Origin of the sequence: Acetobacterium wieringae (assembly GCF_026646375.1) — a bacterium.
Classification (GTDB): Bacteria; Bacillota; Clostridia; order Eubacteriales; family Eubacteriaceae; genus Acetobacterium; species Acetobacterium wieringae_A.
Map to the genome: position 1 here is coordinate 241,242 of NZ_JAIPPU010000003.1, position 25,003 is coordinate 266,244.

Below are 25,003 nucleotides of genomic sequence, written 5' to 3' on the forward strand. Positions count from 1 at the left end.
CGGTCATTGCCAACGAGTCGGATCGTTTCATTTTACCCCAACCAAGCCCTTAAAACAAGGGCGGTCGTCAGGTTTTCTGTTGATCCAATGCTTTTAGGATGCGGGGTTTTTAGCCATTCCCAGAAAGCGCAGCCATTTGGGAAGATCCCGCTGGCCCTGGGCATAGCCCTTTTGGTAGCTGTCATACAATTTGTCAAAGTTGACCTCTCGGTTGGACACCGGCATGGTCTCGGGGTATACCAGGAAAGCCTTGCCTTGGCGCTCCAAGGCTTCCAGCTCATCCAATGTTTTGTTATAAATTACATGACGGTTAAGCATTGCCCTGGCCACCTTGGGATAATTGCGATAGTAGGCTTTAATCGAGTGTTTAAATTTAAACGGTGATTTCCGGTAGCCCTTTTCCCGAGTCAGCACCACAAAGAATTTCTGATAGCCGTCCTGTTTGGCTATGTCTAACGCAATCCCGCCACCTAATCCGCCATCGACAAAGGAGCGGCCATCGTAATTGGTAGGCGGCATAAAAATCGGCAGGGATGAAGATCCCCGAACGATTTTCATCAGGTCTTCCATTGCGGTGATGTCTTCCTTACGGTAATAGAACACCTTGCCCAGGCGACGTTCAAACAGCCCGATCCGCAACTGCGCTGGATTGGCCATAAAGGTGTCAAAATCCAGCGGCAAGGTGCCCCCCGGCAGGGAGGTTTCTTCATAAAGATAGCGAGATCTGAAAAACCCCTCACCTTTTATAAACGATTTCCAGCCGCCAAACTTGGGATCCAGGGCAATTTCAACAAAAGAACGCCGGGCCCGTTCCGGATCCCGGGATAAATAATTGACACAATGACTGGAACCTGCCGAGATCCCGGCCACATAGTCAAAGTGAAGCTGATTTTCCAACAGTGTGTTTAAAAAACCTGCAGTATAGCTGGCCCGCATGCCCCCACCTTCAAAGATCAGGGCGGTATCGTTGATATTATTTTTTATGGTATTACTTGGTGTGTTGTTTCTTTCCATTTTGTCTCCTGTATCTGAGTTTCGTGTTTTTCCCAGTTAAGTTTAACTGATAAAACCGACAAATTCAATCTTTATCACATGGTGCCAAAACAAAGCCGTCCTCTCAGACAGAAAGAACAGCTTTGTGACCATGTGCTTGTCAGTTTGTTCAGCAATCCTTTATTCAGGGTTCACTTTGCAATGATTCGCTGATACAGCAAAAAGTAAATCCGATACTTTTGGTTGTGTTAATCCCGCCATCCTGTTAAACTGAAGCTGGTACCCTGGCAAAAGCGTATAAGCCATGGTACCGGAGTAAATTTTAAAAGGAGTCATCGATGTTAAATGATACCACAAATAATTACCTGAAAGCCTGTGAGACCTGGCGGCAAAAGATTCTGGAGATGAATATCCCGGAGCTGCTTGACAAACTGCCGGAACTTCAGTGTGAAGAAAACTATCTGACGGTGAAACTATTTGATCGAAAATTTGGGATGGATACCAAAACCGGTGTTATTGTCAACCTTGACGATTCTTCGCCAGCGGAGATCATCAGTCAATTAAACATTTATACCTTTCTGTGGTTTTCTACCCCACAGGCCCGTTTCACCGATCAATGGGTGCCGTTCCGGGAATTATCCGGGGCCTCCCCATTTGCCATAGCCTTTGAGAAAAATGTTCTGGAGCCCCTGGCAATGACCTTTTCCGGTCAGACTGAGACCTTGTCCCAGGCTTATGAAATACTGGGTGGTACCCGACTGTCCCATTCAGATGCCGGTGGGCTGGTCAAGTCGTTCGACAGCATTCCCCTAAAATTTCTGTTCTGGGATGGCGATGATGAATTCCCGGCTCAGGCTAATATTCTTTATGACCGTAGTGCCACTGATTTCATCCATGTGGAAAGCACCGTTAGCCTTGCCATGGAAGGCATCGAACGACTGGCTAAAGTCGCTGGGGTTGCCATCAAAGGACCACTCTTTAAAATGTAGCGACCGGGGATCAACTGAGCCAAGAACCACTGGTTCTGACTGATCTGCCCATACATAGCCTAGTTCAGCCCTGAACAACTTTATTTTTGCCCTGGGTTTTAGCCATATCCAAACGCTGGTCGGCCCGACGGACGAGACTATCCAGTTGATCCCCTTCTTCAAAGGCGGCTACTCCAAAACTGCAGGACAGATGACCGACCTCGGCAAAATCATGGTCGCCAATGAGTACTCGCAATTTTTCTGCAATTTCGGCCGCCAGAGGCAAAGAGATGTCGGGGAACGTCAGAATAAATTTATCGCCGCCCCAACGCACAAAAATATCCGAGCTACGAATATGCTGCTGGATGAAATTGGCCAGCTCCAATAGAATGGCATCCCCCACCAGATGACCATGTTGTGTATTGATTTCTTTAAAATTATCAACGTCAAACATCACCACCGATAAATGTCCCTGTTGACGACGGGCCCGTTCGGTCAGTCCGTCATAATCTTTATTGAATTTTGCTTTATTATAGATTCCGGTCAGAGTGTCAAATTCAGCCATTCGAATCAACTCGAGTAGATTGAGATAGTGAACGCGCTTGTAGTAGTTGCTACGGTAAGAAGCCAGACTGCTGATAATAATTGTCAGCAGTACTCCTAGACCAGCGACCCATACATCGGCACTCAGGCCACTTTTTACCACCACCATCACAAAATAACTGACACCCAACAAAAGCGTGGTAAAAACAGCCAGCAGCCATCGGCTATTAATCAGAAAAACCATTAGGATCATCACAATCAAGCTGAGCACCTGAAACAACTGAGCCACTGGCATCAGGTTGGTGAGCAGATAAAGCAGCGCCAGACCAATGCCAATTTCGTATCCCGTAAACCAGTAGCTCAGTAAGGTACCTACGGTTGCCATGGAGACCTTGAAAAACAAAAACAACAGCGCCACGGTCACCACTACAATCATACTGGCAGCAATACGAAAATCATGGGGATCGACAATCCGATTATACACCGGCAGCAACAGTACCAGAAAAAAAAATGCCGCCACCAGAATACCCAGACGAATCCAATTGAAATGAGCCACAATTTCTGCCTGAAAAAATTCCTGTTCTAACCGTTCATCCCTGAATTCGCCTAAATAGATCGGTGCTTTGGATTCTTGTTCCGAATTCATTTTGTCCACCCTTTCTGTTTCTGTCGGCGCTCATTATGATCTGCGTGACGCTTCCCACTCTGATGACCGTGTCTTTGTATTTTTTATACCCAATCACTCTGAATATACGCAAATCAGCGATTTTAAAGAGCACGAACCGCACGAAGAATGCTACCGGTCTCACACTCAAACAAACCCACTGGAATGATCCCAGAGGGTTTGTTTGGGTTTTAAACCGATATAGCACTCAGACGCAAACGATTTGATTCTTACCCGTTTTTTTTGCCCGATACATGGCATCGTCCACCAGTTGAAAGACATTGCGGGTGTAATCATCTGCCTGGGAACCGGCAATACCGATGCTTAAAGTAATTGTCAGAGCAATGGGATAATCCCCATTCTGAACTGCCAGTCGCATCGCTTCAGCCAGCTTATAGGCGGTATCTACGCCAGTTTCCGGCAATAGGATGACAAACTCATCGCCACCCCAACGGGCCACAATATCGGTTTTTCTGGCAGTATTTGAAATGGTGACGGCCACTGTTTTTAATATATCATCCCCAATCAAATGACCGTTTGTGTCATTAATCTGTTTAAAGTCATCAATGTCCAGCAAAATCAGAGCGTAATCTCTTTGAAAGTTTTTAAAACGCCGCTGTTCGTTTAGCAGGGCTTCTTCAAAATAATGCCGGGAGGCTACCTTCGTCAGGCGATCCCGGTTGATCAGATCGCTTAGTTCGTCATAGGCCTGTTTTAAACTTTTGGTGCGCTTTTCCACCATTTCCCGAAGCAGATGAGCCCGTTCTTCCAGTTCTTTTAACGGAAAGGACTCATCATCACCATGGACATCGGTGGGAAACGAAAGGTGCATCCCAACAATTGCGACCGTATCCTGGTAACGATGCATCACCAACAACAGCCGTAAATTGTTGAATTTAATCTGCTGTTCTAGAATCACGGTTTTCATATCCAGTTCCGCTGCTGCCAGGGCGTTGTCGGCATCCAGCAACAGGAATTGCTTTTGATGGAAGTTCACCGTAATCGGGTTGGGGGCCGATTCAATATCCTGCTGGTACAAAAGCATCGCTTCAGCCTTGGTATAGGTTCGTTCCTCCAGACCGGTACCAAAACCAAAAAATGATTTGGCAAACAAGGTTGCTGTTTTTTTTAGATCACGTTCTGTCAAATACGCCGCAATATAAGCGTCAAAGTGTTTCTGGAAAGGGATCAATTCTTTATTTATCGTTTCATTCATAATTCACCGGGCTGATCTTGACGGCGGCAAGCATCAGCCTGTTCCTTTCTGATTTTTTTCGGGGTGCTAGGGCAATTGGATCTGCTGTCTGACTAGCCCAGTCTTTCAGCTCTCTTACCCAAAACTACATTGCACTAATAACATTACTCAACAAAGATGCATAACTTGTTCACATGACTACAGTTTAATCGATTACCAGTTGATTGTCAATCCGTGTCTTAATAGTCTGATCACATGATTCCATCACCCAATAATCAATTGCCTTTAATAACCGTTCGTGCTATACTGATTCAACACCGTCATTGCTCTTGCAATGGCCTGGAATAATCAATGAACAGGAGAAACAAGATGGAAGACTTTACCACAATGACCAATGACGAATTAAAAAATCGGTTGGCATACCTGAAGGAAGAATTACAGGATGTTGAAAATGAACGCAGCTTTATCTTTAAACAATCCGGCATGCATGTTTCCAGCAGTAAAATATCGATGCAGATGGAAGAATTTGACACCGATATCAAGCGGCTTAAAAGTCAGATTGAAGCTTGTAACGAAGCCCTGACCAGTGGCGAGGCCTAAGGTCTGACCCCGGGGCAACACCCCCCTCAGTCCAAGTGACTGCCAACTGCGGGTGCGAGGCCAATTGGAAATTGTCGATGACAACAACCTCAAAGACGAAATTGCCAGCCATCCCAGCCGGGCTTTTTTAAAACCCTGGAAAGAAAGCGGTGAACTGTCAGATTTTTATCAGACCTTTGCAGTTTTTAAGCTTACTGGCGGTACCGCCGTCACCTGGACGATGGACACCAATTTTGCTCCCAAGGAGGATACCCTCCTCTAAACGATTTAACCGCCCGGGTTTACCATAAACCCCGGTGGTTTTTTGTTATCTGTGTCGCTGCCACTGCCCCAACTGATTAACTGACTCTTGACAGCTTTTTTTATAAATGATTGTTTTTATGATAAATTTTATACTATAATAAGTCGTGACTGCGATTAATTACAGAAAGGATAAAAAATTGAAAACACGCATTTATAATAATATTTTGGAAACCATTGGCCATACGCCGATGGTTCGGATTAATCATTTAAACCCCAACCCTCAGGTGGAAATGCTGGCCAAATACGAGGGTGTCAACCCCACCGGCAGCATCAAGGATCGGATTGCTCTGAAAATGGTGGAACAGGCCGAGGCCGAAGGAATTTTAACCAGAGATAAGATTATTATTGAGCCCACCAGCGGCAACACCGGCATTGGTCTGGCGATGATCGCCGCTGTCAAGGGCTACCAGCTGGAAATCGTCATGAGCGAAGCCGTTTCCATCGAACGCCGAAAAATGATCCAGGCTTTCGGAGCTACCGTGACGTTAACCTCCCCCAGCGAGGGCACAGATGGCGCTATCCGCAAGGTTCGGGAGCTGATTGCTAAATACCCGGATCGCTATTTTAATCCTGATCAATTCAGTAATAAATACAATAAGCTGGCCCACTACTCCACCACCGCCGAAGAAATCTGGGCCCAGACCGAAGGTAAGGTGACCCATCTGGTTTCTTCCTTAGGCACCTCCGGCACCATTATGGGGGTAGGCATGGGCCTGCGCCATCATAACCCCGAGGTCAAAATTGTCGAGGCTCAACCAGTGCTTGGTCATTATATTCAGGGCCTTAAAAACATGGAAGAAGCCATCGTCCCAGCTCTCTATCAACCTGATGCCATTGATGAGCATATTATGGTCGAATCAGAAATTGCCTTTGATTTTGCCCGTCAGATTGTCAAAAAAGAAGGGATTTTTGTAGGTATGAGCAGTGGTGCTGCCATGTATGCTGCCACCGAGGTGGCTAAAAAAATCGATTCCGGCCTGATTGTGGTCATCTTTCCGGATCGGGGCGAAAAATATCTCAGCACCGACTTATTTAAACTGTAACCTCTTACATCAATTCAATAAAAGGTTTTTAATATTCAACCTGCGTTATAAAAAGTCTTCATGGGATCGATCGTTTCCCGTGAAGACTTTTTTTCAAGCTCCATTCAAGTTCCATTCGCTATAAATAATCGGGACACTTTTCTGACACGTGCTTGATGCTTCGGACTGTTTGCTTTTTGCCAAGCCATCAGTGTTATTTGGAGGCATTGCATCGTTATCAAAGTAATTCCCAGTCAGCAGTTGCGGATTCAGTGTCCATTCGGACAGGTGTCTTTAATCGTTCAACAACCTCATCCCAAAGGCAGTTTCTCTTACCTGCTGATAATTTTACGAAAGGAGAACCAACTATGATCAATTCAATTAGTCAAAGTGGTAGTGCTTCTGGCATCTGGCAGGCATACCAGGCTCAACAGACAGCTGCCAGCGAGACCAGCGAGAGCAGCGAAACCACCCCGATCGATGGTAAAATGCCACCACCAAAAGGGCCGCCACCACCACCGCCACCCGAAGGGAGCGAATCATCCACTGATTCGACCACACTGACAACAGAACAGGAAGATTTAATCAGTTCACTTCTGGAAGAGTATGACGCTGACTCACTCGATGAAAATGATGCCACCACCATCATTTCGGCTTTGCGCGACGCCGGTATTCCGGCCGGTAGTGCCTTAGCCGATGCCGTTGAAGAAAATGGCTTTGATCTCCAGGAAATTCTGGATCTTGTCCCCGTTTCAGCCAACATGCCAAATGGCGGTATTTCACAAAACTACCTTGAGATCCGGGAATCAATGGGTAGCTTAAGCATCCTTGATGAGAACGCGTTGAGTCAAAGCACCCAGACCAACCAATCGTTACTATCTCTGTTTCAACAATATCAGAACAATCAAGATTCCGGTACAACCAATCGAGTGAATATGGATGTCCTGGCCTGATATGGATTAACGATCTGTGTCATTATCTTGATTTCATCCCCTTGCAGTTTAAACACCCCTGGCTGATTATCAGCCGGGGGTGTATTAGTCGTTCGACATTGGCAAGTAAACAAGTTCAAACTATTTTAAACAAGGGCGCTCTGATGGAAAAACGTTGCTACCTAAAATTATCTGGCTTATGACTTGGAGAAACTGAACAAACAGTCAGTATGGTCTGAAAGCAATAAAATTCAATCCGCCAGAAAACAAAAAGGTATGGATTAAACCAAATCTAATGAGTCAGAATGAGCTTATAGACCTTCAATCACAGCCACAAACGTATCCACTGGTTGTGCGCCACTGACGGCCTCTTTACCATTAAATAAGAAATACGGTACCCCATTAATATGGCGTGAACGGGCATTGGCCTCATCTTCCCGGACTTCTTTTTCATAAGCCGATGATTCTAAAATGCGTCGTGCTTCGACTTGATCCAATCCCACTTCACCTGCAATGGCCGCAAGCACGTCAAAATCTGAAATGTTCAACCCGTCAGTAAAGTAGCTTTTCATCACCGCTTCGGTAAAGGCCTTCTGTTTGCCCTGAACCTTGGCATAATGGGATAAACGATGGGCATCAAAGGTATTGGTCGGTTGCAGTCTATCAAAATTGAAATCCAGACCAACTTCTTTGGCAACATTGAAGACATTCGTATTCGCGGCAATTGCCTGCTCAATACTCATCCCATATTTTTTAGCAAGCAGTTGATGAATGTTCTCATCATAGCGCTTCTTAGCGTTCGGATCTAATTCAAACGCAATAAAGACGATCTCAACGTCTTCTGTCATCCCTGTTTTCTCAAGGGCCAAGCTAAGCTTTTTTTCCCCAATATAACAAAAGGGACATCCATAGTCTGACCAGATTTCTACTTTCATTTTTTTTACCTCATCATTCCTACCAACGGTAAGACCTTTCAGTCAACAGAATATTCTTTGAAGGTACTTCATTTCTAAATTTCTTTAGTTTCACTGGCTGCTTTTTAACTCGGATACACGACGGCTAAACAAAAATAATTGTAATGTAGCAAATCTAATTTTTAGGTTCTCCATAAAAAAGCGCGTCGTATCTGGATATTTTTTCTTCAAGCTTAATCACGCTAATAATACCTGCTTCGCGGACGGTTTCTTTTCCTTGAACAAATAGCATGACAACCGGCGCTGAAAAGATATGAAAGCTGGCCGTCAGTTCCGACACGTTTTGCACGTCAACCTTAACCGCCCGGATATTTGGGTAGCGGTCAATCATTGCCTCAATTTTGGGCTGCAGATCCCGACACACAGAACAGGTACTGCTACCAAAATAAATCAGCAACATGTCATTTTTTTGAATCAGATGATTCATTTCTTTGATTGTCTTGACTGATTCCATTTATTCCCTCACACGATGAATCAAATCCCCCAACTTTTTTACCCATGCATGCATAATATTATATTTAATGCGATTTTGCAAGCGAAGTCTACTTTTTAACGCCGCTTTCACTGATCACTTCAACAAAAATTTCTCCATTTTAACTAAAATCTGATTGACATGACGACGCGCATCAGCCAAACTGCGCTTATCGTGCATGCACACTATTTAATTCTGGAGGTGATCGGAGATTGAAGATCATTATCATAAATTCTGCCGAAGTACCGATTTACGAACAGATCATGAACCAAATTAAATCGGCTATCTTGGCTGGTGAACTAAAAGAAGGCGATATTCTGCCGTCTGTCAGAGGCTTGGCAAAGGATCTGAATGTTAGCGTGATTACAACCAGAAAAGCATATGATAGCCTCGAGGCTGAAGGATTCACCATAAATATGATGGGTAAAGGCTCTTTTGTTGCCCCCCAGAACATGGAGCTTTTGCGCGAAACCCGACTGATGGAAATTGAGAAAAAGCTGACTGCTATCCTTGACTATGCAAAACCTGTCGGTATTTCAGGTGAGGATTTAAAAAACTTTATTGATGTATTACTCAGGGAGGAATAAACGTGAATGTGGTTTTAGAAATAAACAACCTATGCAAAAACTATAATAATTTTTGCATGCAGCAGATTAATATGACACTGGAAAAAGGAACCCTCTGAATCAATCCCGTTACGGCTTTGAGGGGCTGACTGACAATAAAACCGACCTAAAAAAGATACTGCCTTGCCAAACAGTCTATGAAGTCCCTTCAATCGAGGAGATTCTAAGCTATTATGCCAGGAGGCCGCAATGATCAACTCTAACTTTTTTTATTTCACGAAAACGCAGCTTAGCGCCTTAAGCCAAATTGTCTGGCTACAGCTGCTTTGTATTGTGTTGTACCCCATGTATTTTAATCAGATTAACGTTAACAATGATCGCGCCAATGTCATTGTTTTCGCGGCAGGACTTTTGATGCTATCCTATTTGCTCTTACGGAATTTTGCCTTTAACGACGCAAAACATAAAGCGAAGTATCTATTTTACATCCTCCCGATTACCCCGACAATCATCATCGGCGCCCGGGGAATCATCCTTAATCTTTTTTGTTTGGTTGCCACCCCACTGATCATTTTGTTTTCTAAAATCAACCACGCCATCAAACCGGACATCTTTGCGGTTGTGCAAACCGGTATTCTCCCTGATGGGTTATTGTTTGTGGCGCTGTGCCCCTCGAGTTTCTGATTTTTTATCTGTTTGAGGCCCAGATAGCCGATATTATCGGTGCGCTGGCGCTTTTCCCAGCCATGGGCTTGATGTTGCTTTTATATCCCGTAATGCATACCAACCTTTGGATTGTCGTGTTAATGATTGCAATTTTTTCCAATGTCATCAGTTTCTGGTTTTCCCGGATGCTTTATCAAAGCGAAAGCTAATTCGTGATTCAAAAAAAAACATTCAAACCACAAGCGTACTGCATTGATCTGTATAAAAGCAGTTATTCTTTACTCCTTGCATCCTCCTTATCTTGTCGTTCTGATTCATAATACAATTACAAATAAGGGGTTTTTGGGGGCGCAGAGGTCGCTTAAGTCAGTTTGTATCGGAATACTCGGAACGTATCGTTAGAATTTCGTCCCAGTTGTCAAGAAACAAGGTGATTACCCGAGGATCAAACATCTTCCCGGATTGCTCCACCAGATAGTTTTGTACCTGATCTAACGGCCAGGCCTCCTTATAGCAGCGCTTGTGAGAAACGGCATCAAAAACATCAGCTACCGATACGATGCGACTGAACATATTGATCTGCTCCCCGGCTATTCCCTGGGGATAACCGGTGCCATCCCAGCGTTCATGATGGCTTAAGGCAATGATCCCAGCTATTTTTAAAATTTTGTGGCTTGATTTTTTCATAATATTATAGCCGATAGTCGTGTGGGTTTTAATACAATCGAACTCTTCCCGGGTCAAGGAGCCCGGTTTGTTGAGAATATGATCCGGTATCCCAATTTTGCCAATGTCATGCATCGGTGCCGCGATTTTTAACAGCATAGCGTCTTCCTGATTCAAGCCATACTTAAGCCCGATCAGATGCGAATATTCCGCTACCCGCACCACATGTTTGGCAGCCTCCTGAGAACGTGTCTCGATGATCTCACCCAAAGTATAGATGACTTCTTTCTGGGTATCAATTATTTCTTCATTCACCTTCTGCAGATATTCCTGAGCCTGTTTCATCTCGGTAATGTCCTGAATGACACCGATGATCCCCGCCACTTCACCAGCCTGGTCAGTAAAGATAGCTTTGTTAAAAATAACACTTTTATTTTTGCCGGTCGAGGACACGATTTGGAAATCATAAACCTGAGGTGTTTTTGTCTTTAACAGTTCGACATCGGCCTGATGATAAGCCTCTGCCAATTCCCGGGGCGAAATATCAAACACCGTTTTACCGATGTAATCCGATGGCGCTAAACCAATCGCCTCTTCGAAAGTTTTGTTGCCACCAAGATAGACCAGATCTTTATTCTTGTAAAAAATCGGTGAAGGTACCGCATCCATCAGAGCATTTTGAAAATTCATGACATTATACAGTTCAATCATGGTTTCATGGATCTTGAAGTTGGTAAAACTCAATTGCGAGATGTAGCTGGCCATCTTGGTATAAAACTTCATAGCGGTTTCCACCTGTCGATGACTAAAGCGTGGAACCCGCTCCAATGCCGCCATATAAGCTTCCTCATCAAATCCAAATTCTCTGGCTTGATTTCGAAAATAGTCATAATCGATGGATTCATCGGTGTAAAAAAACTGACCTAGGTAAATATGCCCCATCCGCTGATTTCCCAGATAAATCGGGGTGGCAATGTCCCAAAGGTTATTTTTACACTTATAGCTCCGGTATTCCCCCACTTCGATTCCTCTGGTTATTTCAAAATCACTTTCAAGGCAGTTTTTACAGGAAGCCGGATTAACCCGATGAAAGTTGACACAGATATCCTGCCAACCTTCTTTGACTATGATATTGCCATTCAGATCAATAATCCCCACCGGGATCCCGGTCAGTTCGTAAAAATAGTCCATGATATTCTGGAACAGGGTGGCGTCCATCACATCCCCCAGACTCAATTCAACAGCAGTAGTCGGGAATTCCATCAGCAGCTTTTTGGGATCGCTAAAATAGTTTTTTGTTTCTTCCGGAACACCTGCACTGATGTTCAGTAGCACCAACTCCTGAGAATCCATATAAATTCCCCGCACATCGATGTGAATCATGTGGTTAGCCTGATTGGTAAAATAAGTTTTAAAAGCAAAGTGATGGTCCTTTTTTATCTTTTCAAAATATGCCAAAAATTGGGTTAAGGTTAGGCCGAAATTCAGATCTAAAATATAAATGCCGTTTAGTTGCTCAAGCTTCTGCTCAAGAAATTCGGCACAGGCGGCGCTGGCACCCAAAACAATTCCCTGGGCATTGACCATCATGATCTTGTCATTGGTTGTATTTTGTTCCATCACGTTCTCCTTCTGGCGATATCCAATTCTGACCGAGATCAACATCGCTGTTACTACAAAGGAGATAGCGCTGTGCCACGGCTTCCCAAGTGTAGTGGTCAGCACAAATTTTCCGGGCCCGGTTACGGACTTCCTGTCGGGCACTGTTGCTGAGCCCCGCATAATAGTTAAGCAGATAATTTAGCGACCCTGCCAGGTCAAAAACCAGCTCACCATTAAGTGCTGGCGGCCTAAAAGCCCCCTCGGCTTCGCCCCGGTCAAATATGTCTCCAAAAACCTGGCAATAGATGCTGATCATTTCGGCAAAGCCACTGTGGTTGGTCAGCACCGGGATGATCCCCGATGCCAGTGCTTCAACGGCCACCAACCCAAATGCCTCGGGAAAAATTGATGGAGCTACGGTAATTTCGCAACAGGCAATCAGGCTTTTTAAATGTTGATGACCGAGATAGCCGGTGAAAACAATCGCTTCACGGATGGCTCCGGTGGCGGCAGCTTGATAAGCGCTGGCAAAATCCGGGTCATTCAATTTATTTAACAATGCATCAAAATAAACGGTAGTATCGGCAGAAATGGTGGCATCGACAGTTTCCGGTTTCCTGATTAGCGTGATAAAGGCTGCCAGGTCGCCCTGATCCAGAACCTTTACCAAGGTTTCGAAATAATCCCGGGATGACCCAAAGCCCACTAGAATAATCCGTAGTCGGTGATTTTTCATCAGTACCAGCGGTGCCGCCGCAATCAGTAGCTGTATCCCTTTTGTCCATAAATACTTGCCATAATACAAGATAATTTTTTCATCGGCAAAGTCAATCCGAGCCAGTTTACTGACTACGTCTGCATCGGTCTGCCAGAGCGCCGTCGCTGCTATGGGCTGCCCTGTGATCAATGGGGACGCTGCCAGACTGGCCAGCATACCATCGATCTCCGTCTGTTTTTCACCGCTGTCATTTAAGCTGACGAAATTCTTCAGATCGACCCCACCCGAAATCACCAGCGATTTTGCGTAAAGACAAGGGTCATTATTAAAAAACGCCAGAAACTCCTGTCTAGAATAATGACTGACAAAAACTACCCACTCGGCATTGGCCAGAGCTTCCTGGGCGTAATCCTTTAGCAAGAGGCTGTGGCGTACCGAAAAATTCAAACAGCTGCCATGAACGGTCATCACGTGGCGGCAGTCGCTCAGTCGGCTCCGGGCCACATAGACTGGCTGCATAATGGTATGGTTGCTTAAGACTAGGGCCGTCCGCCCCGGATCAACAACAGCATCCAGCGCCCGGCGGTTATCTTCAATATAGGCCTCAATTTCTGCCGGGGTACAGTCGAGATAAGTTTTTACCACATAGCCCGGGTAGTAGTCAAATACATAGACCGGTAGAAAACCATTCAGATTGGGTCGATACAACTGACATTTCCCCGGATAGGGGGTCGCTTGCTGAAAAACTGCTGTGATATTATGGTTATCGCGATCAAATTCCCAGGCGCTTTCGATAAAGTCAAATAACTGGGGCTTTTCTTCTTGACAGAACAGCTTTACCTGATGCCCCAGTTTACACAATTCCCGACAGGTATTTGCTACGAAGAGGTTACTGCCGGTACCTCGTAAAAAATATCCGTGTACCATTACAATCTCCATCTTTCTTCCTCCATGTTATCGTAAACGAGCCCCAGTTTTGATGCTGCGACAAGGCCAACCGGCTTGATCGTTATATACCCCAACCTGTTGTTGTTTCTCAAAAATATTTTTTTAGCCAATACCTCCGGGTAAATTTTTTATCATTTCACAATTTTTTATAATTTTTGGTGACTGTGCTGATTATTTGTACTCTGATTGGTTATAAATATAACAAAATAAACGAATTCAGTTAAGCGTAACTTGTTAGGAGAATACCAATGAACAAATATGGAACCCTGAGAGAAAAAAAAGGCAACAGCCTGATTGACTTTCCCGATAATTATGTCATCATTGACATCGAAACCACCGGATTCAGCCCTCACAACTGTGAAATCATCGAAATCGGCGCCGTCAAGGTGCGGGACAATAAAATCGTTTCAGTTTTTCAGATGCTGATTAAACCGCGCAACCCCATCAGTTCTTATATCACCAGCCTGACGGGGATCACCAATAACATGCTTGTCGATGCGGCCCCCATCGCTGAGGTGCTAGACTCCTTTACTGCTTTTATCGGTGACAATATTTTAATTGGCCATAAGGTCAATGCCGACGTCAATTTTTTGTATGATCACTGTAAACTTTACATCGGCCATGATCTCACCAACGATTTTATCGATATCCGGGAATTATTCCGGGAACGGCAGCGTTCGGTTCTCAATTCGCAACTGACCTCACTGTGTGAAAAATGCGCCATTCAGAACACCAATGCCCACCGGGCCCTGTCCGACTGTCTGGTCAGCAATAATCTTTATCAGTCTCTGAAATATCATCAGGGTTCTCTGACCTGTGTGGATGAACTTAATACCCTGATCCTGGCCAGGGAATTTAATCACAAACATTCCCCCTACAAAAAGAAATGTCAGCATCTGACCACCAGCAGGGATCAGTTTGCCCGGATTTCGCTATGATTGCCAACTTTCTATTTTCCCCTCAATAAGGGCGACGGCTGCTTTGGCGCCGCCGCCTTTTTTTAATCAGCACTACTGCATTCTCTGGATGTTTCGATCGTGAAAGGAAGGACTTTATGAAATTTCGCAATCTTTCCATTAAATACTCGATGATGATCGTCCTGGTTGCGATCATTACACCGCTCTATTTTCTTTTTGCGATGATCAACTACAACAGCATCCGCAATGGCATTCTGAATAATACCCAGCTAGCCATCAACCAAACTCGGATTAACATCATTGACACCATCATCAGCACCGAAAAAAGCTACGAACTGGTGTCCACCTATTATGATGAAATGATGGCCGAAAGTCTTAATCTGTTTAATGCCGAATACACGGCCAAACAGGGCGACGTATCTGCCATCGATCTGGATGCCATCAAAACCCGTTACCATAATAATCTGGATCTTTATATTATTGATGAAAATGGCGTCATCATACGGACTACCTTCCCCAGCGCTAAGGGCATTGATTTTAAAACAGTGCCGGATTTTTTTAAGACCCTCACCGAGCTGCGCCAGGGGCATGATCCGGAAATCTCCCATGTCACCACCGATTTAATCACCGGGGAGTTGCGTAAGTGGGGTTATATCCCCACTGTTGATCATCGTTATGTCCTGGAGGTAGGCATTTCGCCCGGATCACTGTCGCAGTATGTTACCCAGCTAAACTATACCGATATGGAAAAAACCGTTCTGGACAATAACCCTTTTATTGCCGATATCACTGTGTATGACAAGCATCGCATCATGCTGGGCAGCGGCGAAACCGAAACCGACCCGGATCGGATCGCCATCATCGACACCGTCATTAACAGTGGCACTGATCAGACGGTTACCGGTGAACTGGGCCTGCTTGATCAGGAATACATTTATCTCAACACCTTCCCCGGTGGGATGAACGATTCCCAGAAAGTCATTGCCATCCGTTATCAATATGATGCGATCATCCACCAGATCAACGGCACCCGAATCGCCACCCTGATTGTCTTTCTGGCTTACACCATCTTTAGCCTACTATTGATCTATTTCCTGGTGACCCGCTCCATCACCGAGCCGCTGATCCGCCTGACCAATCGAATCAAAGAGGTCTCCGGTTCCAACCTGGATTTTTTCATGCCAGTTTCCGGCAACAATGAACTGGGGCAGTTGACCCAGTCGTTTAATGAGCTGTCGGCCAAGTTAAATACGACCCTGGTTACTAAAACCTACCTGGAAAACGTCATCGATTCGGTCGGTGATATTCTGATTATTATGGATCAGGATTTAAGAATTCTCCGGATCAATCAGTATACCCGGTTGTTTCTGGGAAAGCCCTGTGGTGAAATCATCGGTACCCCGATTGACACCCTCTTTGACAGCAGTAACACCCTGTGTGATTTACAGGCAAAGCTGCTTCTAAACCCCCGCCTGGAAAATCTCGAAGGCACAATGACTAAAGACAACCATCAGAAAACCACCATAATCGCCTCAATTTCTGCCTATCACAGCGAGGACGGGTTGATCCTTGGCTATATCTTAAATGCTAAAGACATCAGTAAAACCAAGCAGATCTTAAAAAAACTGGAAGAATCCAACCTGTTCCTGAAAAAGCAGGAGTCGATTCTGCTTACGCAATCAACCATCGATGCCCTCACTGGTGCCTGCAACCGGGGCTGTATCTTTGGCATTCTGGAGGACATCCATGCCAATACCCCATTACTCTATACGACCTTCTCGGTGATGATGATCGACCTTGATCATTTTAAATCCGTCAATGACCGTTTTGGCCATCAGGCTGGCGATGCGGTGCTGATGGAAACCGTTCAGATCATCATGGATAACCTCCGCAAAAGCGATTTTTTGGGGCGATATGGTGGTGAGGAATTCCTGATTGTGATGCCGGACACCACCCTCGACGAAGGCTACCAGATTGCCCAGCGGATCCGGGATAAAATAAAAAACACCCGTTTCTACCACGATCGTATCGATCTGACTATCAGCGGTGGGATTATCGAGTGGGATCACAACAGTATCAGCGAGCTGATCGAAACAGCCGACCAGCTCCTCTATCAGGCAAAAAAACAGGGTCGCAACACAATTTTGCGGCCGGAAGTATAATTTTTGCCCCGTCAAAATGACCCCAACCCGAATGATTGGTAACCATTGTTCCGGTTGGGGTCATTTTTCTACAAGAAATTCCTAATTATCGCTCAGCTTTTCGTGAAAAGGCGGCTAGATGACTTTCCGAAGCTTTTTTCAGGGATTCAAAGGTTGTTCGGACGGAATCTGGCAATGTCTCGGCCAAAAATCGGTTATACATTTCAATATTTAAAATCTCAGCTTGAACGCCTACGGCATAGCTTTCTTTGAGGGACGCCGGTACGACCAGCTGACTGGCGGCATCATTTACCGGAACAACAAATCCGTTGGCTTCAAATAAGGGCAGTAGTGAAGCAATGTGTTTCGTTTCCGCTTTAACGATGTTGGAATAGGGTCGAACCGATCCGTAATTCTCGATAATTTTGGCATACTCGGCTTCAGCGGCGTATTCATCTTGGACCGCATAGGTCAACATTTCATCCAGGGTCAGGCTGTCGTCAGCCAAAGCTCCAGCCGAACCAAAACCATTACCTTCCGCCATCACTGCACCCATCGAACCCATCAAACTAACTGCCAGCAGCAGAACAACGAATACTTTTGATATAGATTTCATTTTTCACATCTCCTTATGATTTTTTGGCGTCAGCGAAACGGTGCACCGCTTCGGGGCGTCTGGTCTTTTAATACACTTATCATAGTATGCGTCTGTGTCAATCCGGTGTCAGTTTTCATTATTGATTTCATTACAAACGTTTTTTTTAGTTTCATTTAAACAATGCGATCAATCCAACCTCCAGTGTTCGAAATAGCTCCATTTCCATTGGTTTATATTCATACTTTGAATTATCCTTGCAATCGGTTGCGATCTGATTTATAATAAAATCAAATATCTCCGATAATGGCAAACCTGATGAAAGTCAGGGACGCAAAGCCACGGGTCTAAAGCATTTTGCTATGACAGCCGGGTTGCCGAAGAGGGCGCAGGGTCTTTAACTGTATGCCTTTTTAGGCATACAGTTTTTTTATGGAGATCAATTGAAAGGAGTCTTTTATGAAAAAAAGATTGTTTCTCGTTTTGGTCCTGGCACTGGCCCTTTCCGCCCCAGCCACGGCGCTGGCGGCCCCGAAGAATGCTGACAAAGGTAATGGCAATCCGCCTCCAAAAAAAGAGACCGTTGTCGCCCCAGCCCCATCTGTTGAACCGGTAGTTGTTCCGGTCGAACCGGACAGCCCTGTCAGCAGCGAACCCACCGTCACCGAACCACTCATCAACCCCACTGAAGAGGAGCTCACTGACGACGGTACGACAGACGAAGTCACCAAACCCGGTAAAAAACCAACCAAACCCCAACAGGTCTTCAAGCAGGAACTGAACCAACAGAAAAAAGAACTGCAAGAGCAAAAAAGCCTTCTAGCTGCGGAAAAGGAAGCCCTCGAAGCCGAACTGGCCGACCTGCTGGCAGCTGGCGACACAGCTGGTGCAGCTGCCCTGCAAGCCGAGCTGGACAGCCTCCAGTCCGAACTGTCAGGACTTCAGTCGCAAATCAAAGCGATCATCAATCAGCGCTATATGGTGGTGAAAACCATGTACAGTGAGACCGAACTGGCCCAGTTTGAAAGTGTTTCGGCTCTGATTGAAAAGATGATGGCGGACGCCCAAGCGCTGGATGCCGGCAGTGTGACCATCAACAATCAGCTGATTAAATTTGATGCCCCCGTTTACTTAAAAGGCAGTGACATTATGGTGCCGCTAAAAGCCATCACCGAAAAACTGGAAGCCGAAGTGATCTTTAATGAAGAGACCAAAACACTGACCATCTCCAAAGATACGGCCGTAATTGAAATCACAGCTGCTGGCGTCACCGCCACCATTGATGGCAGCCCTGTGGATATCACTGATCGTATTCAGGTCACCTGCGGCCGCACCTTTATTCCGCTTGATCTGCTAGCTGAAATTCTGAATCTGGAAGTCAGCTACGATAGCGACAACAGCATCGTCGATGTCGATGATCCAGCTGTTGAAACACCGGTCGATGACGGCAACACTGATCCCACTACCGATACTCCCATTGATGATGGTACCATCGATCCTACCGTAGAACCCCCGGTTGATGAGGGCATAACCGAACCAGTCACCAAAACGCCGGTTGATGAGAACACCATTGATCCGGTCTCTGAAACGCCAGCTGACGATGGCACAACTGCTCCAACCACAGAAACCCCGGTGGTTGTACTGACACCAGATCCCGTTGTACCAGAACTGGAAACAATTGTTTAATTCAGATATCTGGCAAAAGTTATTTTGCTAAGATAAATTTTCTTCTTCTTTGGCCAGCCTGAACTTCGACTTCAGGTTGGCCTTTTTGTTTAATTTTTGTTAATTATGCTTGAATCCTTTTTTTGAGGGTAATAAAAAAAATGAATAGAGTCAGCTTAAAAATGATTTAAATCTTTTCCAAATCAAACTGATTGTGTTCACTGATTATTATTTTTTAGGAGGTAAAAACGTGGAAACTGAAGACAAAGGTGTTTATGGCATCGCCGAGGAACTGGGGCAAAAAGATAAAGATCTTGAAAGTGGCAAACCCCAAATTTATGGAGAGTCTGAAGAACTCGCAAAAAAAAATGTCGAAGAAATTCACAAATTCATGGCTGATCCCAACGGACGCCACCCAAAAGCGGAAAAGAAGATCACCGATACCCCAGAAGATGCTGTATCGCCTGAAGACTCACAAAAATCAACCGCTAAGGCCCAGGGTGTTTATACCCAAGCTACTGAATTAGGTGAAAAAGACAGAGAAATTGAGGAATCCGGCCAATCCATTTACAGTGAGGCCGAAGAGCTAGCGCAAAAAAACGTTGAAGATATCCATCAATTTATGGCTGATCCGAACGGAAAAAAGAAACTCTGATATTTTTAGCTTAGCTATCCATCACAATTTAAATGCACTATCCAAAAATGTTCGTTACAATAAAAACCTTTGATGTGAGATTACCGTTTTTTAAACAGTAATCTCACACTAAATGGTTTTTTTATTATTATATACTAAAACGTCTTTAGATGATTACGTTAACCCTGAAATACCTTGATAGCCCGGGTCACATCGGCCTGCATGGCAGCCCGGCCAATCTCTACAATTTCATCAAAGCGCAATGTCTGGCCGGGCTGCTGTGCAAACCAATTTTTGACAGCCTGCCCCCCAGCCAGCGACATATACGTAAAGTAATTGATTTTAGTAATCCCGGCGGCGATGGCCTTGCGAAAGTCGCTATCACTGACTCCTGAACCGCCATGCATCACCAATGGGACATCGACCCACTGATGAATTGCGGCGATCCGTTTAAAATCGAGACAGGGTTCGGCCTCATAAAGACCATGGGCGGTACCAAAGGCAATCGCAAGGGCATCCACTCCGGTGGCATCCACAAAGCTTTTAGCCTGCTCGGGATCGGTGTAGCATTCTGCCGGAGTAAGCTCTTTTTCGTCGGCATCAGGGAGTCCCCCGCCCTCCGGACGCAGCACCCGACCCAACTCAGCTTCCACCGAGACCCCGAGATAATGGGCCGCCCGGACAATTTCTCGGGTGTTTGTCAGGTTTTTTTCGTAGGGCAGTCGTGACCCGTCGTACATCACTGAGGTGAAACCCATTTTCATGGCTTGAAGAAGATAGCCCAAGTCTTCACCGTGATCGAGATGGACACAGACATCCACCCGGGCTTGATCGGCCAGCCGGATCATCACCGGGCCGATGACTTCCATTGGGATCATGCTTTCATGGATCTGGGCATGCATAATGATCACCGGCTGGTTTTGCGCTTCAGCCGCAGCGATCACCGCCTGAACACTTTCCAGATTGGGGGTGTTGAAGGCGCCAATAGCCTGACTCCGGGGACAGGCGTTTTTTAAGAGTGTCGTCAGATTAACGCGCATGATTGACCTCCCTGATACTCCGGCATGCCACCAAATCCACCCCAGTACCGCAGATGTTCGGAATGACCACATCGCCCAACTGACAGGGGTATGTTAACCGGGTTTTGCGAATGACATTCATGACCTGAACCATATCATTTTTAGGAATCGATGCCGCCGTTTTAACTGGTAATAACTGCACCGTTCCCCCACAGTCTACGATAACCGTGCTGGTCAACGTCCGCTCCGGACTGCTAATCTCCTTTTTAGCAAATTGTTTTCCCCGCTTACAGCCTTGCCCTGTCACAGCTATCAATTCGCCTTGTTTTAAAACAATCGTGATGACACATTCTTTGGGGCAAGTGGTACAGCAGACCGTAGTCGTCTCCTTTTCATTTGTGCTATTTATCGTTCGATTTTGACTCACTTTACACCTCCTGAATCGATACCGTTATTGGCCGCTCCAATGACGGCCAGCCATTAACATCATCCGGTGCCAGCCATAAGCCTTCCATCACGCTTGGTTTAAATGCCCGGGGCTCGCCTTGATAGAGAATCTGGTCGCCAGACGTAATCACAACCCGGGCCTGAGTCAGCGGTCGTTTAACACGAAACGAAAGCCTGGCTTCCCGTTTGAAGGGTTGATGCAGGATCGATGGCACCGTATAACCGATGTTTTCCCCAGCCTCCAGTTGGATTAATGCGCACGTATCTTTTAATAAAGCATTATTGCCAACCTCACCGGATCGCTCAGCCAGGGCATAGGCCGCCGCTGCTGCCCCGGCCGCTTCGGCCTCCAGGGTAACATTATCGACCAGATCGTGAACATGGAGAACATTGCCGCAGGCAAAAATCCCCGGCTGATCGGTGGATAGAAACTCGTCTACCCGCGGGCCGTTGGTTTGGGGATTGAGGCCGATGCCAACTCTTTGAGACAGTTCATTTTCAGGAATCAGACCGATTGAGAGCAGCAGCGTGTCACAGGGAATAACTTCCCGGGTTTCATCGATCACCGCCAAATTTTTGTCAACCTGCGCTACTTCAACGGCTTCCAAATGCGGGTGACCAATAATATTGGTCACCGTAGTCGACAGGTGTAGAGGGATATCAAAATCATCCAGACAATTTTTGATATTACGGTACAGACCATTGGCGTAGGGCATCAGTTCATAGACACCGAGTACCTGCATCCCTTCGAGGGTTAGCCGCCGGGCCATGATCAGACCAATGTCTCCCGAACCAAGGATGACGATCCGCTGCCCGGGTTTACAATTTTCAATATTGACATAACGCTGGGCCAGCCCGGCGGTCAGTACTCCGGCCGGACGGGAACCGGGAATTTTAATCGCCCCCCGGGTGCGTTCCCGACAGCCCATCGCCAGAACAATGGATCCGGCTGAAATAACCAGTATACCCGACTGATTACTTGCTATAATCTGGCACCCCGGACCTAAATCAATCACCATGGTGTTGAGATAGACCTCAATATCGGTATCATTTACCCGGTTAATAAAACGTTCCGCATATTCCGGCCCGGTCAGCTCAGCTTTAAAATAACTGAGTCCGAAACCGCTATGAATACACTGGTTTAAGATTCCACCCAGTTCGTCGTTGCGTTCAATGATCGCTACGGTTGCACCTGCTTCTTTAGCGTTAAGAGCCGCCGCCATCCCGGCTGGACCGCCGCCGATGACGACCACATCGTAGTTTAGCTTTTTCATGTCAGCGCCCCTCCTTTCATACTGCCACACAGCAGATTTGATCCGATATCTTCAAGCAAAATTTCCTCGCTCGGCAAACCCAGTTCCCGACTCAGAATCGCAATAATCTTGTATTGGCAAAAACCACCCTGACAGCGGCCCATTCCGGCCCGGGTACGGCGCTTGATCCCATCAAGGGTTTGGGCCGGAATAATGCCGTGAATGGCATCGACAATCTCACCTTCTGTCACCGTTTCGCAGCGACAGACAATCCGACCATAGGCGGGATTTTTTTTTATCAGTTCATCTTGCTGGGCGATCCCCAATTTTGAAAAGACCGTCTTTGTTTTACGATAGGGATTGAAATTAGCCTTGGGCAGGATCTTTAGTCCAGCATTATCCAGCAGATCCCGGATCAGTTCGGCAATCGCCGGAGCTGAGGCAATTCCCGGCGACTGAATCCCGGCCGCATGGATAAAACCTTTAACGGTCACTGATTCGGCAATAAAAAAATCATTATTGTGGTCAAGCACCACAGGCCGCAGGCCGGCAAAACTGCGAATGATCTTTCTGGTGTCAAGTTCCGGTACTATTTTTTTTGCGCCGTCAATCAGTGCCTGAATCCCCGGAGCATAATTGTTGACGGCTTCCTTATCGTCTTTCATCGTTGCCGTCGAGCCGACAAGAGTGTTGCCGTGGACTGTGGGGATACAGGCAATCCCCTTGGTGTCCGGACCGGGACAGGGAAACATCACCGTCTGGGGCTTATTACCCATGTCCTTGTCAAACACCAGCAGATCGCCGTGGCGGGGTTTCATAGTGTATTCAGCAATACCGGCCAGTTTGGCGACGTCATCGGCATGGTTGCCAGCGGCGTTAACAATGTAGCCGCAGCTAAACTGCGCCCGGACAGTGGTAAGCACAAACCCGGTTGCCGTTTTTGTTATTGCCGTAACCGGTTGACCAGTCAAAATGGCCACCCCGTTTTCCGCAGCGTTTTCGGCAAAGGCAATCGCCACCTCAAACGGATCGACCACCGTAGCCGTCGGGGCATACAGGGCAAAGCGAGCCTGTTCTGAGAGATGAGGCTCACGGGCATGGATGGTTTGAGCATCGATAATGGCCAGATCCCGAACACCATTTTTAATGCCAAAGTCCAGCTTATGTGAAAGCGCCGCCCGGTCAGCCTCGTTAAAACCGAGCACAAAGATACCCGGATTGATAATGTCGAAATTGAGCTCTTTTGCCAGCTGCGGATAAGCGTTAGCGCCCTGAACATTGATTTTAGCTTTAAGACTGCCGGGAGTCGGATCGTAACCCGGGTGAACAACGCCGCCATTTCCCTTGGTGGCCCCGATCCCAATATCCGTTCCCCGTTCCAATAATGCCACCGACAGCTTAAATTTTGACAACTCATGGGCAATGGCGGTACCGGTAATTCCGCCGCCGATGATGATCACGTCATAATGATTCATGTGTTTTCCTTTCGTGTATGGTGTGAATAAGTACCGTGAGCTTCGCTACTGGTTTATGCGAATCAATTTCTTATTGTTGCGAAAACCAGCATCAAAGCAATCGATAATCGTATCTTAAAATTAGATAAAGAAGTTTACAAAGGTGTTTATATTAATCCTTCAAAATAAGGTCTTCACTGGTACCGACCCTTGTTACATCATATTGTTTGTACAGGATCTTTGGATACCCGTAAAGAATAAGCGATCCTGACCGCCACCATTTTGGCTACCGCATCAGCATCCCGCCGGTGGCATCAATTGTCGTACCAGTCAGATAGGCAGCTGGCTCCGAGGCCATAAAAACGACAATGTTGGCAACGTCCTCCGGTTGAGCCACCCGACCAATCGGGATTCGATTTTCATAATAACCGGGCTGAGCTTTGAGCTGATCACGGATCATATCGGTGTCCACGACCCCCAAGGCAATCCCGTTGACGGTGATCCCTTTTGCCGACAGTTCCCGGGCCATTGAAATAGTCAGAGCCACCATGCCGGCTTTACTGGCAGCATAGTGAGCATGACCTGTAGTAGAACCGTTAAAAGCCGCCTGGGAATTGATATTGATGATCCGCCCGGATCGCTTTTTAACCAGATTGGTTTGGGCAAAGTATTGGGAGGTCAGAAAGGGTGCTGTCAGATTGACATTCAGGGTCTGCTCCCAGTCTTCCAGTGGAATCTCCTGAATCCAACCAGTCAACCATATCCCCGCATTGTTAACGAGGATGTCGAGATCACCAAGCAGGGCCTCTGCTTCCTTCATCATCAAAACCACTTCCTCAGCACTGTTCATGCTTGCTGCCAATGGATAGGCTTTAACCCCCAGCGTCTGGGCCGTTTCCACCACTTCAAGAAGCTCTTCTGATTGACTGCGGGCAGTTACCACCACATTGACTCCTTCAGCTGCCAGACCCAACGCAATCGCTCGGCCCACTCCCCGGGAAGCCCCGGTGATGATCGCGTTTTTTCCCTTAAGTTTTAAATCCATT

At 46.3% G+C, this 25,003-nt stretch carries 25 protein-coding genes and 1 riboswitch; of the genes, 12 read left to right on the top strand and 13 right to left on the bottom strand.

Going from position 1 to position 25,003, the window contains the following annotated elements:
• Window positions 1-93: 93 nt before the first annotated feature.
• On the bottom strand, window positions 94-1,014 hold the full coding sequence (locus tag Q7P33_RS04515) for a patatin family protein (RefSeq protein WP_303867744.1): 921 nt from the start codon (window positions 1,012-1,014) through the stop codon (window positions 94-96).
• Between the two features lie 317 nt (window positions 1,015-1,331).
• Between Q7P33_RS04515 and Q7P33_RS04520 the strand changes: the two genes are divergently transcribed.
• Window positions 1,332-1,982 (top strand): DUF3786 domain-containing protein, encoded by a 651-nt coding sequence (locus Q7P33_RS04520; RefSeq protein WP_303867748.1) that lies wholly within the window; start codon window positions 1,332-1,334, stop codon window positions 1,980-1,982.
• A 64-nt stretch (window positions 1,983-2,046) separates the two neighbouring features.
• On the opposite strand, the gene Q7P33_RS04525 is transcribed toward Q7P33_RS04520, so the two are convergent.
• Together Q7P33_RS04525 and Q7P33_RS04530 are read right to left on the bottom strand one after the other, a co-directional pair.
• Window positions 2,047-3,150, bottom strand: coding sequence for a GGDEF domain-containing protein (locus Q7P33_RS04525; protein ID WP_303867749.1), 1,104 nt, complete (start codon window positions 3,148-3,150; stop codon window positions 2,047-2,049).
• Window positions 3,151-3,376: 226 nt separating this feature from the next.
• Complete coding sequence (locus Q7P33_RS04530) at window positions 3,377-4,384, bottom strand: GGDEF domain-containing protein (RefSeq protein WP_303867752.1); 1,008 nt, start codon at window positions 4,382-4,384, stop codon at window positions 3,377-3,379.
• 348 nt (window positions 4,385-4,732) lie between these two features.
• Here Q7P33_RS04530 and Q7P33_RS04535 point away from each other — a divergent pair, with 348 nt between their 5' ends.
• From Q7P33_RS04535 to Q7P33_RS04550, 4 genes are all read left to right on the top strand, one after another.
• A complete protein-coding gene (locus Q7P33_RS04535; protein ID WP_303867754.1) occupies window positions 4,733-4,963 on the top strand; it encodes a hypothetical protein in 231 nt (76 codons plus the stop codon).
• A 64-nt stretch (window positions 4,964-5,027) separates the two neighbouring features.
• Window positions 5,028-5,225, top strand: coding sequence for a hypothetical protein (locus Q7P33_RS04540; protein WP_303867756.1), 198 nt, complete (start codon window positions 5,028-5,030; stop codon window positions 5,223-5,225).
• Between the two features lie 190 nt (window positions 5,226-5,415).
• The gene (locus Q7P33_RS04545; RefSeq protein WP_303867880.1) at window positions 5,416-6,309 is read left to right on the top strand and encodes a PLP-dependent cysteine synthase family protein; all 894 of its coding nucleotides are present in this window, start codon (window positions 5,416-5,418) and stop codon (window positions 6,307-6,309) included.
• Window positions 6,310-6,656: 347 nt separating this feature from the next.
• Window positions 6,657-7,241: a hypothetical protein gene (locus tag Q7P33_RS04550; protein WP_303867758.1), complete on the top strand. Its 585-nt coding sequence runs from the start codon at window positions 6,657-6,659 to the stop codon at window positions 7,239-7,241.
• Window positions 7,242-7,531: 290 nt separating this feature from the next.
• Here Q7P33_RS04550 and Q7P33_RS04555 read toward each other — a convergent pair whose 3' ends face one another.
• Both Q7P33_RS04555 and Q7P33_RS04560 read right to left on the bottom strand, forming a co-directional pair.
• Window positions 7,532-8,155, bottom strand: coding sequence for a DsbA family oxidoreductase (locus tag Q7P33_RS04555; RefSeq protein WP_303867759.1), 624 nt, complete (start codon window positions 8,153-8,155; stop codon window positions 7,532-7,534).
• Between the two features lie 154 nt (window positions 8,156-8,309).
• Entirely contained in the window at window positions 8,310-8,648 is a 339-nt protein-coding gene (locus tag Q7P33_RS04560; protein WP_303867762.1) for a thioredoxin family protein, read from the bottom strand.
• Between the two features lie 230 nt (window positions 8,649-8,878).
• Between Q7P33_RS04560 and Q7P33_RS04565 the strand changes: the two genes are divergently transcribed.
• The 3 genes from Q7P33_RS04565 (at window position 8,879) to Q7P33_RS04575 (ending at window position 10,107) form a co-directional block, all read left to right on the top strand.
• Entirely contained in the window at window positions 8,879-9,253 is a 375-nt protein-coding gene (locus tag Q7P33_RS04565; protein WP_303867765.1) for a GntR family transcriptional regulator, read from the top strand.
• A gap of 228 nt (window positions 9,254-9,481) precedes the next feature.
• Window positions 9,482-9,916 carry an ABC-2 transporter permease gene (locus Q7P33_RS04570; RefSeq protein WP_303867767.1) on the top strand — a complete coding sequence of 145 codons (435 nt, stop codon included), beginning with the start codon at window positions 9,482-9,484 and terminating at the stop codon, window positions 9,914-9,916.
• Window positions 9,898-10,107, top strand: coding sequence for a hypothetical protein (locus Q7P33_RS04575; RefSeq protein ID WP_303867770.1), 210 nt, complete (start codon window positions 9,898-9,900; stop codon window positions 10,105-10,107). The genes Q7P33_RS04570 and Q7P33_RS04575 overlap by 19 nt, the downstream gene beginning before the upstream one ends.
• Before the next feature lie 157 nt (window positions 10,108-10,264).
• On the opposite strand, the gene Q7P33_RS04580 is transcribed toward Q7P33_RS04575, so the two are convergent.
• Together Q7P33_RS04580 and Q7P33_RS04585 are read right to left on the bottom strand one after the other, a co-directional pair.
• The gene (locus Q7P33_RS04580; protein WP_303867772.1) at window positions 10,265-12,184 is read right to left on the bottom strand and encodes a PocR ligand-binding domain-containing protein; all 1,920 of its coding nucleotides are present in this window, start codon (window positions 12,182-12,184) and stop codon (window positions 10,265-10,267) included.
• Complete coding sequence (locus tag Q7P33_RS04585; RefSeq protein ID WP_303867774.1) at window positions 12,162-13,823, bottom strand: glycosyltransferase family 4 protein; 1,662 nt, start codon at window positions 13,821-13,823, stop codon at window positions 12,162-12,164. Before Q7P33_RS04585 ends, Q7P33_RS04580 begins: the two co-directional genes overlap by 23 nt.
• 257 nt (window positions 13,824-14,080) lie before the next feature.
• On the opposite strand from Q7P33_RS04585, the gene Q7P33_RS04590 reads away from it, so the two are divergent.
• Both Q7P33_RS04590 and Q7P33_RS04595 read left to right on the top strand, forming a co-directional pair.
• Entirely contained in the window at window positions 14,081-14,770 is a 690-nt protein-coding gene (locus Q7P33_RS04590) for a PolC-type DNA polymerase III (RefSeq protein WP_303867777.1), read from the top strand.
• A gap of 116 nt (window positions 14,771-14,886) precedes the next feature.
• Window positions 14,887-16,911, top strand: a complete 2,025-nt coding sequence (locus Q7P33_RS04595) for a diguanylate cyclase (RefSeq protein WP_303867780.1) — start codon at window positions 14,887-14,889, stop codon at window positions 16,909-16,911.
• A gap of 85 nt (window positions 16,912-16,996) precedes the next feature.
• Here Q7P33_RS04595 and Q7P33_RS04600 read toward each other — a convergent pair whose 3' ends face one another.
• Window positions 16,997-17,506: a hypothetical protein gene (locus Q7P33_RS04600; protein ID WP_303867782.1), complete on the bottom strand. Its 510-nt coding sequence runs from the start codon at window positions 17,504-17,506 to the stop codon at window positions 16,997-16,999.
• Between the two features lie 277 nt (window positions 17,507-17,783).
• Window positions 17,784-17,867, top strand: a riboswitch (cyclic di-GMP riboswitch).
• Window positions 17,868-17,944: 77 nt separating this feature from the next.
• On the opposite strand from Q7P33_RS04600, the gene Q7P33_RS04605 reads away from it, so the two are divergent.
• The gene (locus tag Q7P33_RS04605; RefSeq protein ID WP_303867785.1) at window positions 17,945-19,171 is read left to right on the top strand and encodes a copper amine oxidase N-terminal domain-containing protein; all 1,227 of its coding nucleotides are present in this window, start codon (window positions 17,945-17,947) and stop codon (window positions 19,169-19,171) included.
• A 229-nt stretch (window positions 19,172-19,400) separates the two neighbouring features.
• A complete protein-coding gene (locus Q7P33_RS04610) occupies window positions 19,401-19,805 on the top strand; it encodes a hypothetical protein (RefSeq protein WP_303867791.1) in 405 nt (134 codons plus the stop codon).
• Between the two features lie 158 nt (window positions 19,806-19,963).
• Here the strand turns inward: Q7P33_RS04610 and Q7P33_RS04615 are convergent, their stop codons facing one another.
• The 5 genes from Q7P33_RS04615 to Q7P33_RS04635 form a co-directional block, all read right to left on the bottom strand.
• Window positions 19,964-20,824: a class II fructose-bisphosphate aldolase gene (locus tag Q7P33_RS04615; RefSeq protein WP_303867794.1), complete on the bottom strand. Its 861-nt coding sequence runs from the start codon at window positions 20,822-20,824 to the stop codon at window positions 19,964-19,966.
• On the bottom strand, window positions 20,814-21,230 hold the full coding sequence (locus Q7P33_RS04620; protein ID WP_303867795.1) for a DUF1667 domain-containing protein: 417 nt from the start codon (window positions 21,228-21,230) through the stop codon (window positions 20,814-20,816). The genes Q7P33_RS04615 and Q7P33_RS04620 overlap by 11 nt, the downstream gene beginning before the upstream one ends.
• 1 nt (window position 21,231) lies before the next feature.
• Window positions 21,232-22,524 (bottom strand): NAD(P)/FAD-dependent oxidoreductase, encoded by a 1,293-nt coding sequence (locus tag Q7P33_RS04625; protein ID WP_303867798.1) that lies wholly within the window; start codon window positions 22,522-22,524, stop codon window positions 21,232-21,234.
• Window positions 22,521-23,978, bottom strand: a complete 1,458-nt coding sequence (locus tag Q7P33_RS04630) for an NAD(P)/FAD-dependent oxidoreductase (protein ID WP_303867800.1) — start codon at window positions 23,976-23,978, stop codon at window positions 22,521-22,523. Before Q7P33_RS04630 ends, Q7P33_RS04625 begins: the two co-directional genes overlap by 4 nt.
• Window positions 23,979-24,243: 265 nt before the next feature.
• Entirely contained in the window at window positions 24,244-25,002 is a 759-nt protein-coding gene (locus tag Q7P33_RS04635; protein WP_303867803.1) for an SDR family NAD(P)-dependent oxidoreductase, read from the bottom strand.
• Window position 25,003 lies beyond the last annotated feature (1 nt).

Coding starts and splice junctions, on each gene's coding strand:
- Q7P33_RS04560 (WP_303867762.1), bottom strand. CDS start 8,648: ATGGAATCAGTCAAGACAATCAAAGAAATGAATCATCTGATTCAAAAA.
- Q7P33_RS04570 (WP_303867767.1), top strand. CDS start 9,482: ATGATCAACTCTAACTTTTTTTATTTCACGAAAACGCAGCTTAGCGCC.
- Q7P33_RS04535 (WP_303867754.1), top strand. CDS start 4,733: ATGGAAGACTTTACCACAATGACCAATGACGAATTAAAAAATCGGTTG.
- Q7P33_RS04625 (WP_303867798.1), bottom strand. CDS start 22,524: ATGAAAAAGCTAAACTACGATGTGGTCGTCATCGGCGGCGGTCCAGCC.
- Q7P33_RS04580 (WP_303867772.1), bottom strand. CDS start 12,184: ATGGAACAAAATACAACCAATGACAAGATCATGATGGTCAATGCCCAG.
- Q7P33_RS04595 (WP_303867780.1), top strand. CDS start 14,887: ATGAAATTTCGCAATCTTTCCATTAAATACTCGATGATGATCGTCCTG.
- Q7P33_RS04600 (WP_303867782.1), bottom strand. CDS start 17,506: ATGAAATCTATATCAAAAGTATTCGTTGTTCTGCTGCTGGCAGTTAGT.
- Q7P33_RS04530 (WP_303867752.1), bottom strand. CDS start 4,384: ATGAATGAAACGATAAATAAAGAATTGATCCCTTTCCAGAAACACTTT.
- Q7P33_RS04525 (WP_303867749.1), bottom strand. CDS start 3,150: ATGAATTCGGAACAAGAATCCAAAGCACCGATCTATTTAGGCGAATTC.
- Q7P33_RS04520 (WP_303867748.1), top strand. CDS start 1,332: ATGTTAAATGATACCACAAATAATTACCTGAAAGCCTGTGAGACCTGG.
- Q7P33_RS04585 (WP_303867774.1), bottom strand. CDS start 13,823: ATGGAGATTGTAATGGTACACGGATATTTTTTACGAGGTACCGGCAGT.
- Q7P33_RS04555 (WP_303867759.1), bottom strand. CDS start 8,155: ATGAAAGTAGAAATCTGGTCAGACTATGGATGTCCCTTTTGTTATATT.
- Q7P33_RS04615 (WP_303867794.1), bottom strand. CDS start 20,824: ATGCGCGTTAATCTGACGACACTCTTAAAAAACGCCTGTCCCCGGAGT.
- Q7P33_RS04630 (WP_303867800.1), bottom strand. CDS start 23,978: ATGAATCATTATGACGTGATCATCATCGGCGGCGGAATTACCGGTACC.
- Q7P33_RS04635 (WP_303867803.1), bottom strand. CDS start 25,002: ATGGATTTAAAACTTAAGGGAAAAAACGCGATCATCACCGGGGCTTCC.
- Q7P33_RS04590 (WP_303867777.1), top strand. CDS start 14,081: ATGAACAAATATGGAACCCTGAGAGAAAAAAAAGGCAACAGCCTGATT.
- Q7P33_RS04605 (WP_303867785.1), top strand. CDS start 17,945: ATGAAAAAAAGATTGTTTCTCGTTTTGGTCCTGGCACTGGCCCTTTCC.
- Q7P33_RS04515 (WP_303867744.1), bottom strand. CDS start 1,014: ATGGAAAGAAACAACACACCAAGTAATACCATAAAAAATAATATCAAC.
- Q7P33_RS04550 (WP_303867758.1), top strand. CDS start 6,657: ATGATCAATTCAATTAGTCAAAGTGGTAGTGCTTCTGGCATCTGGCAG.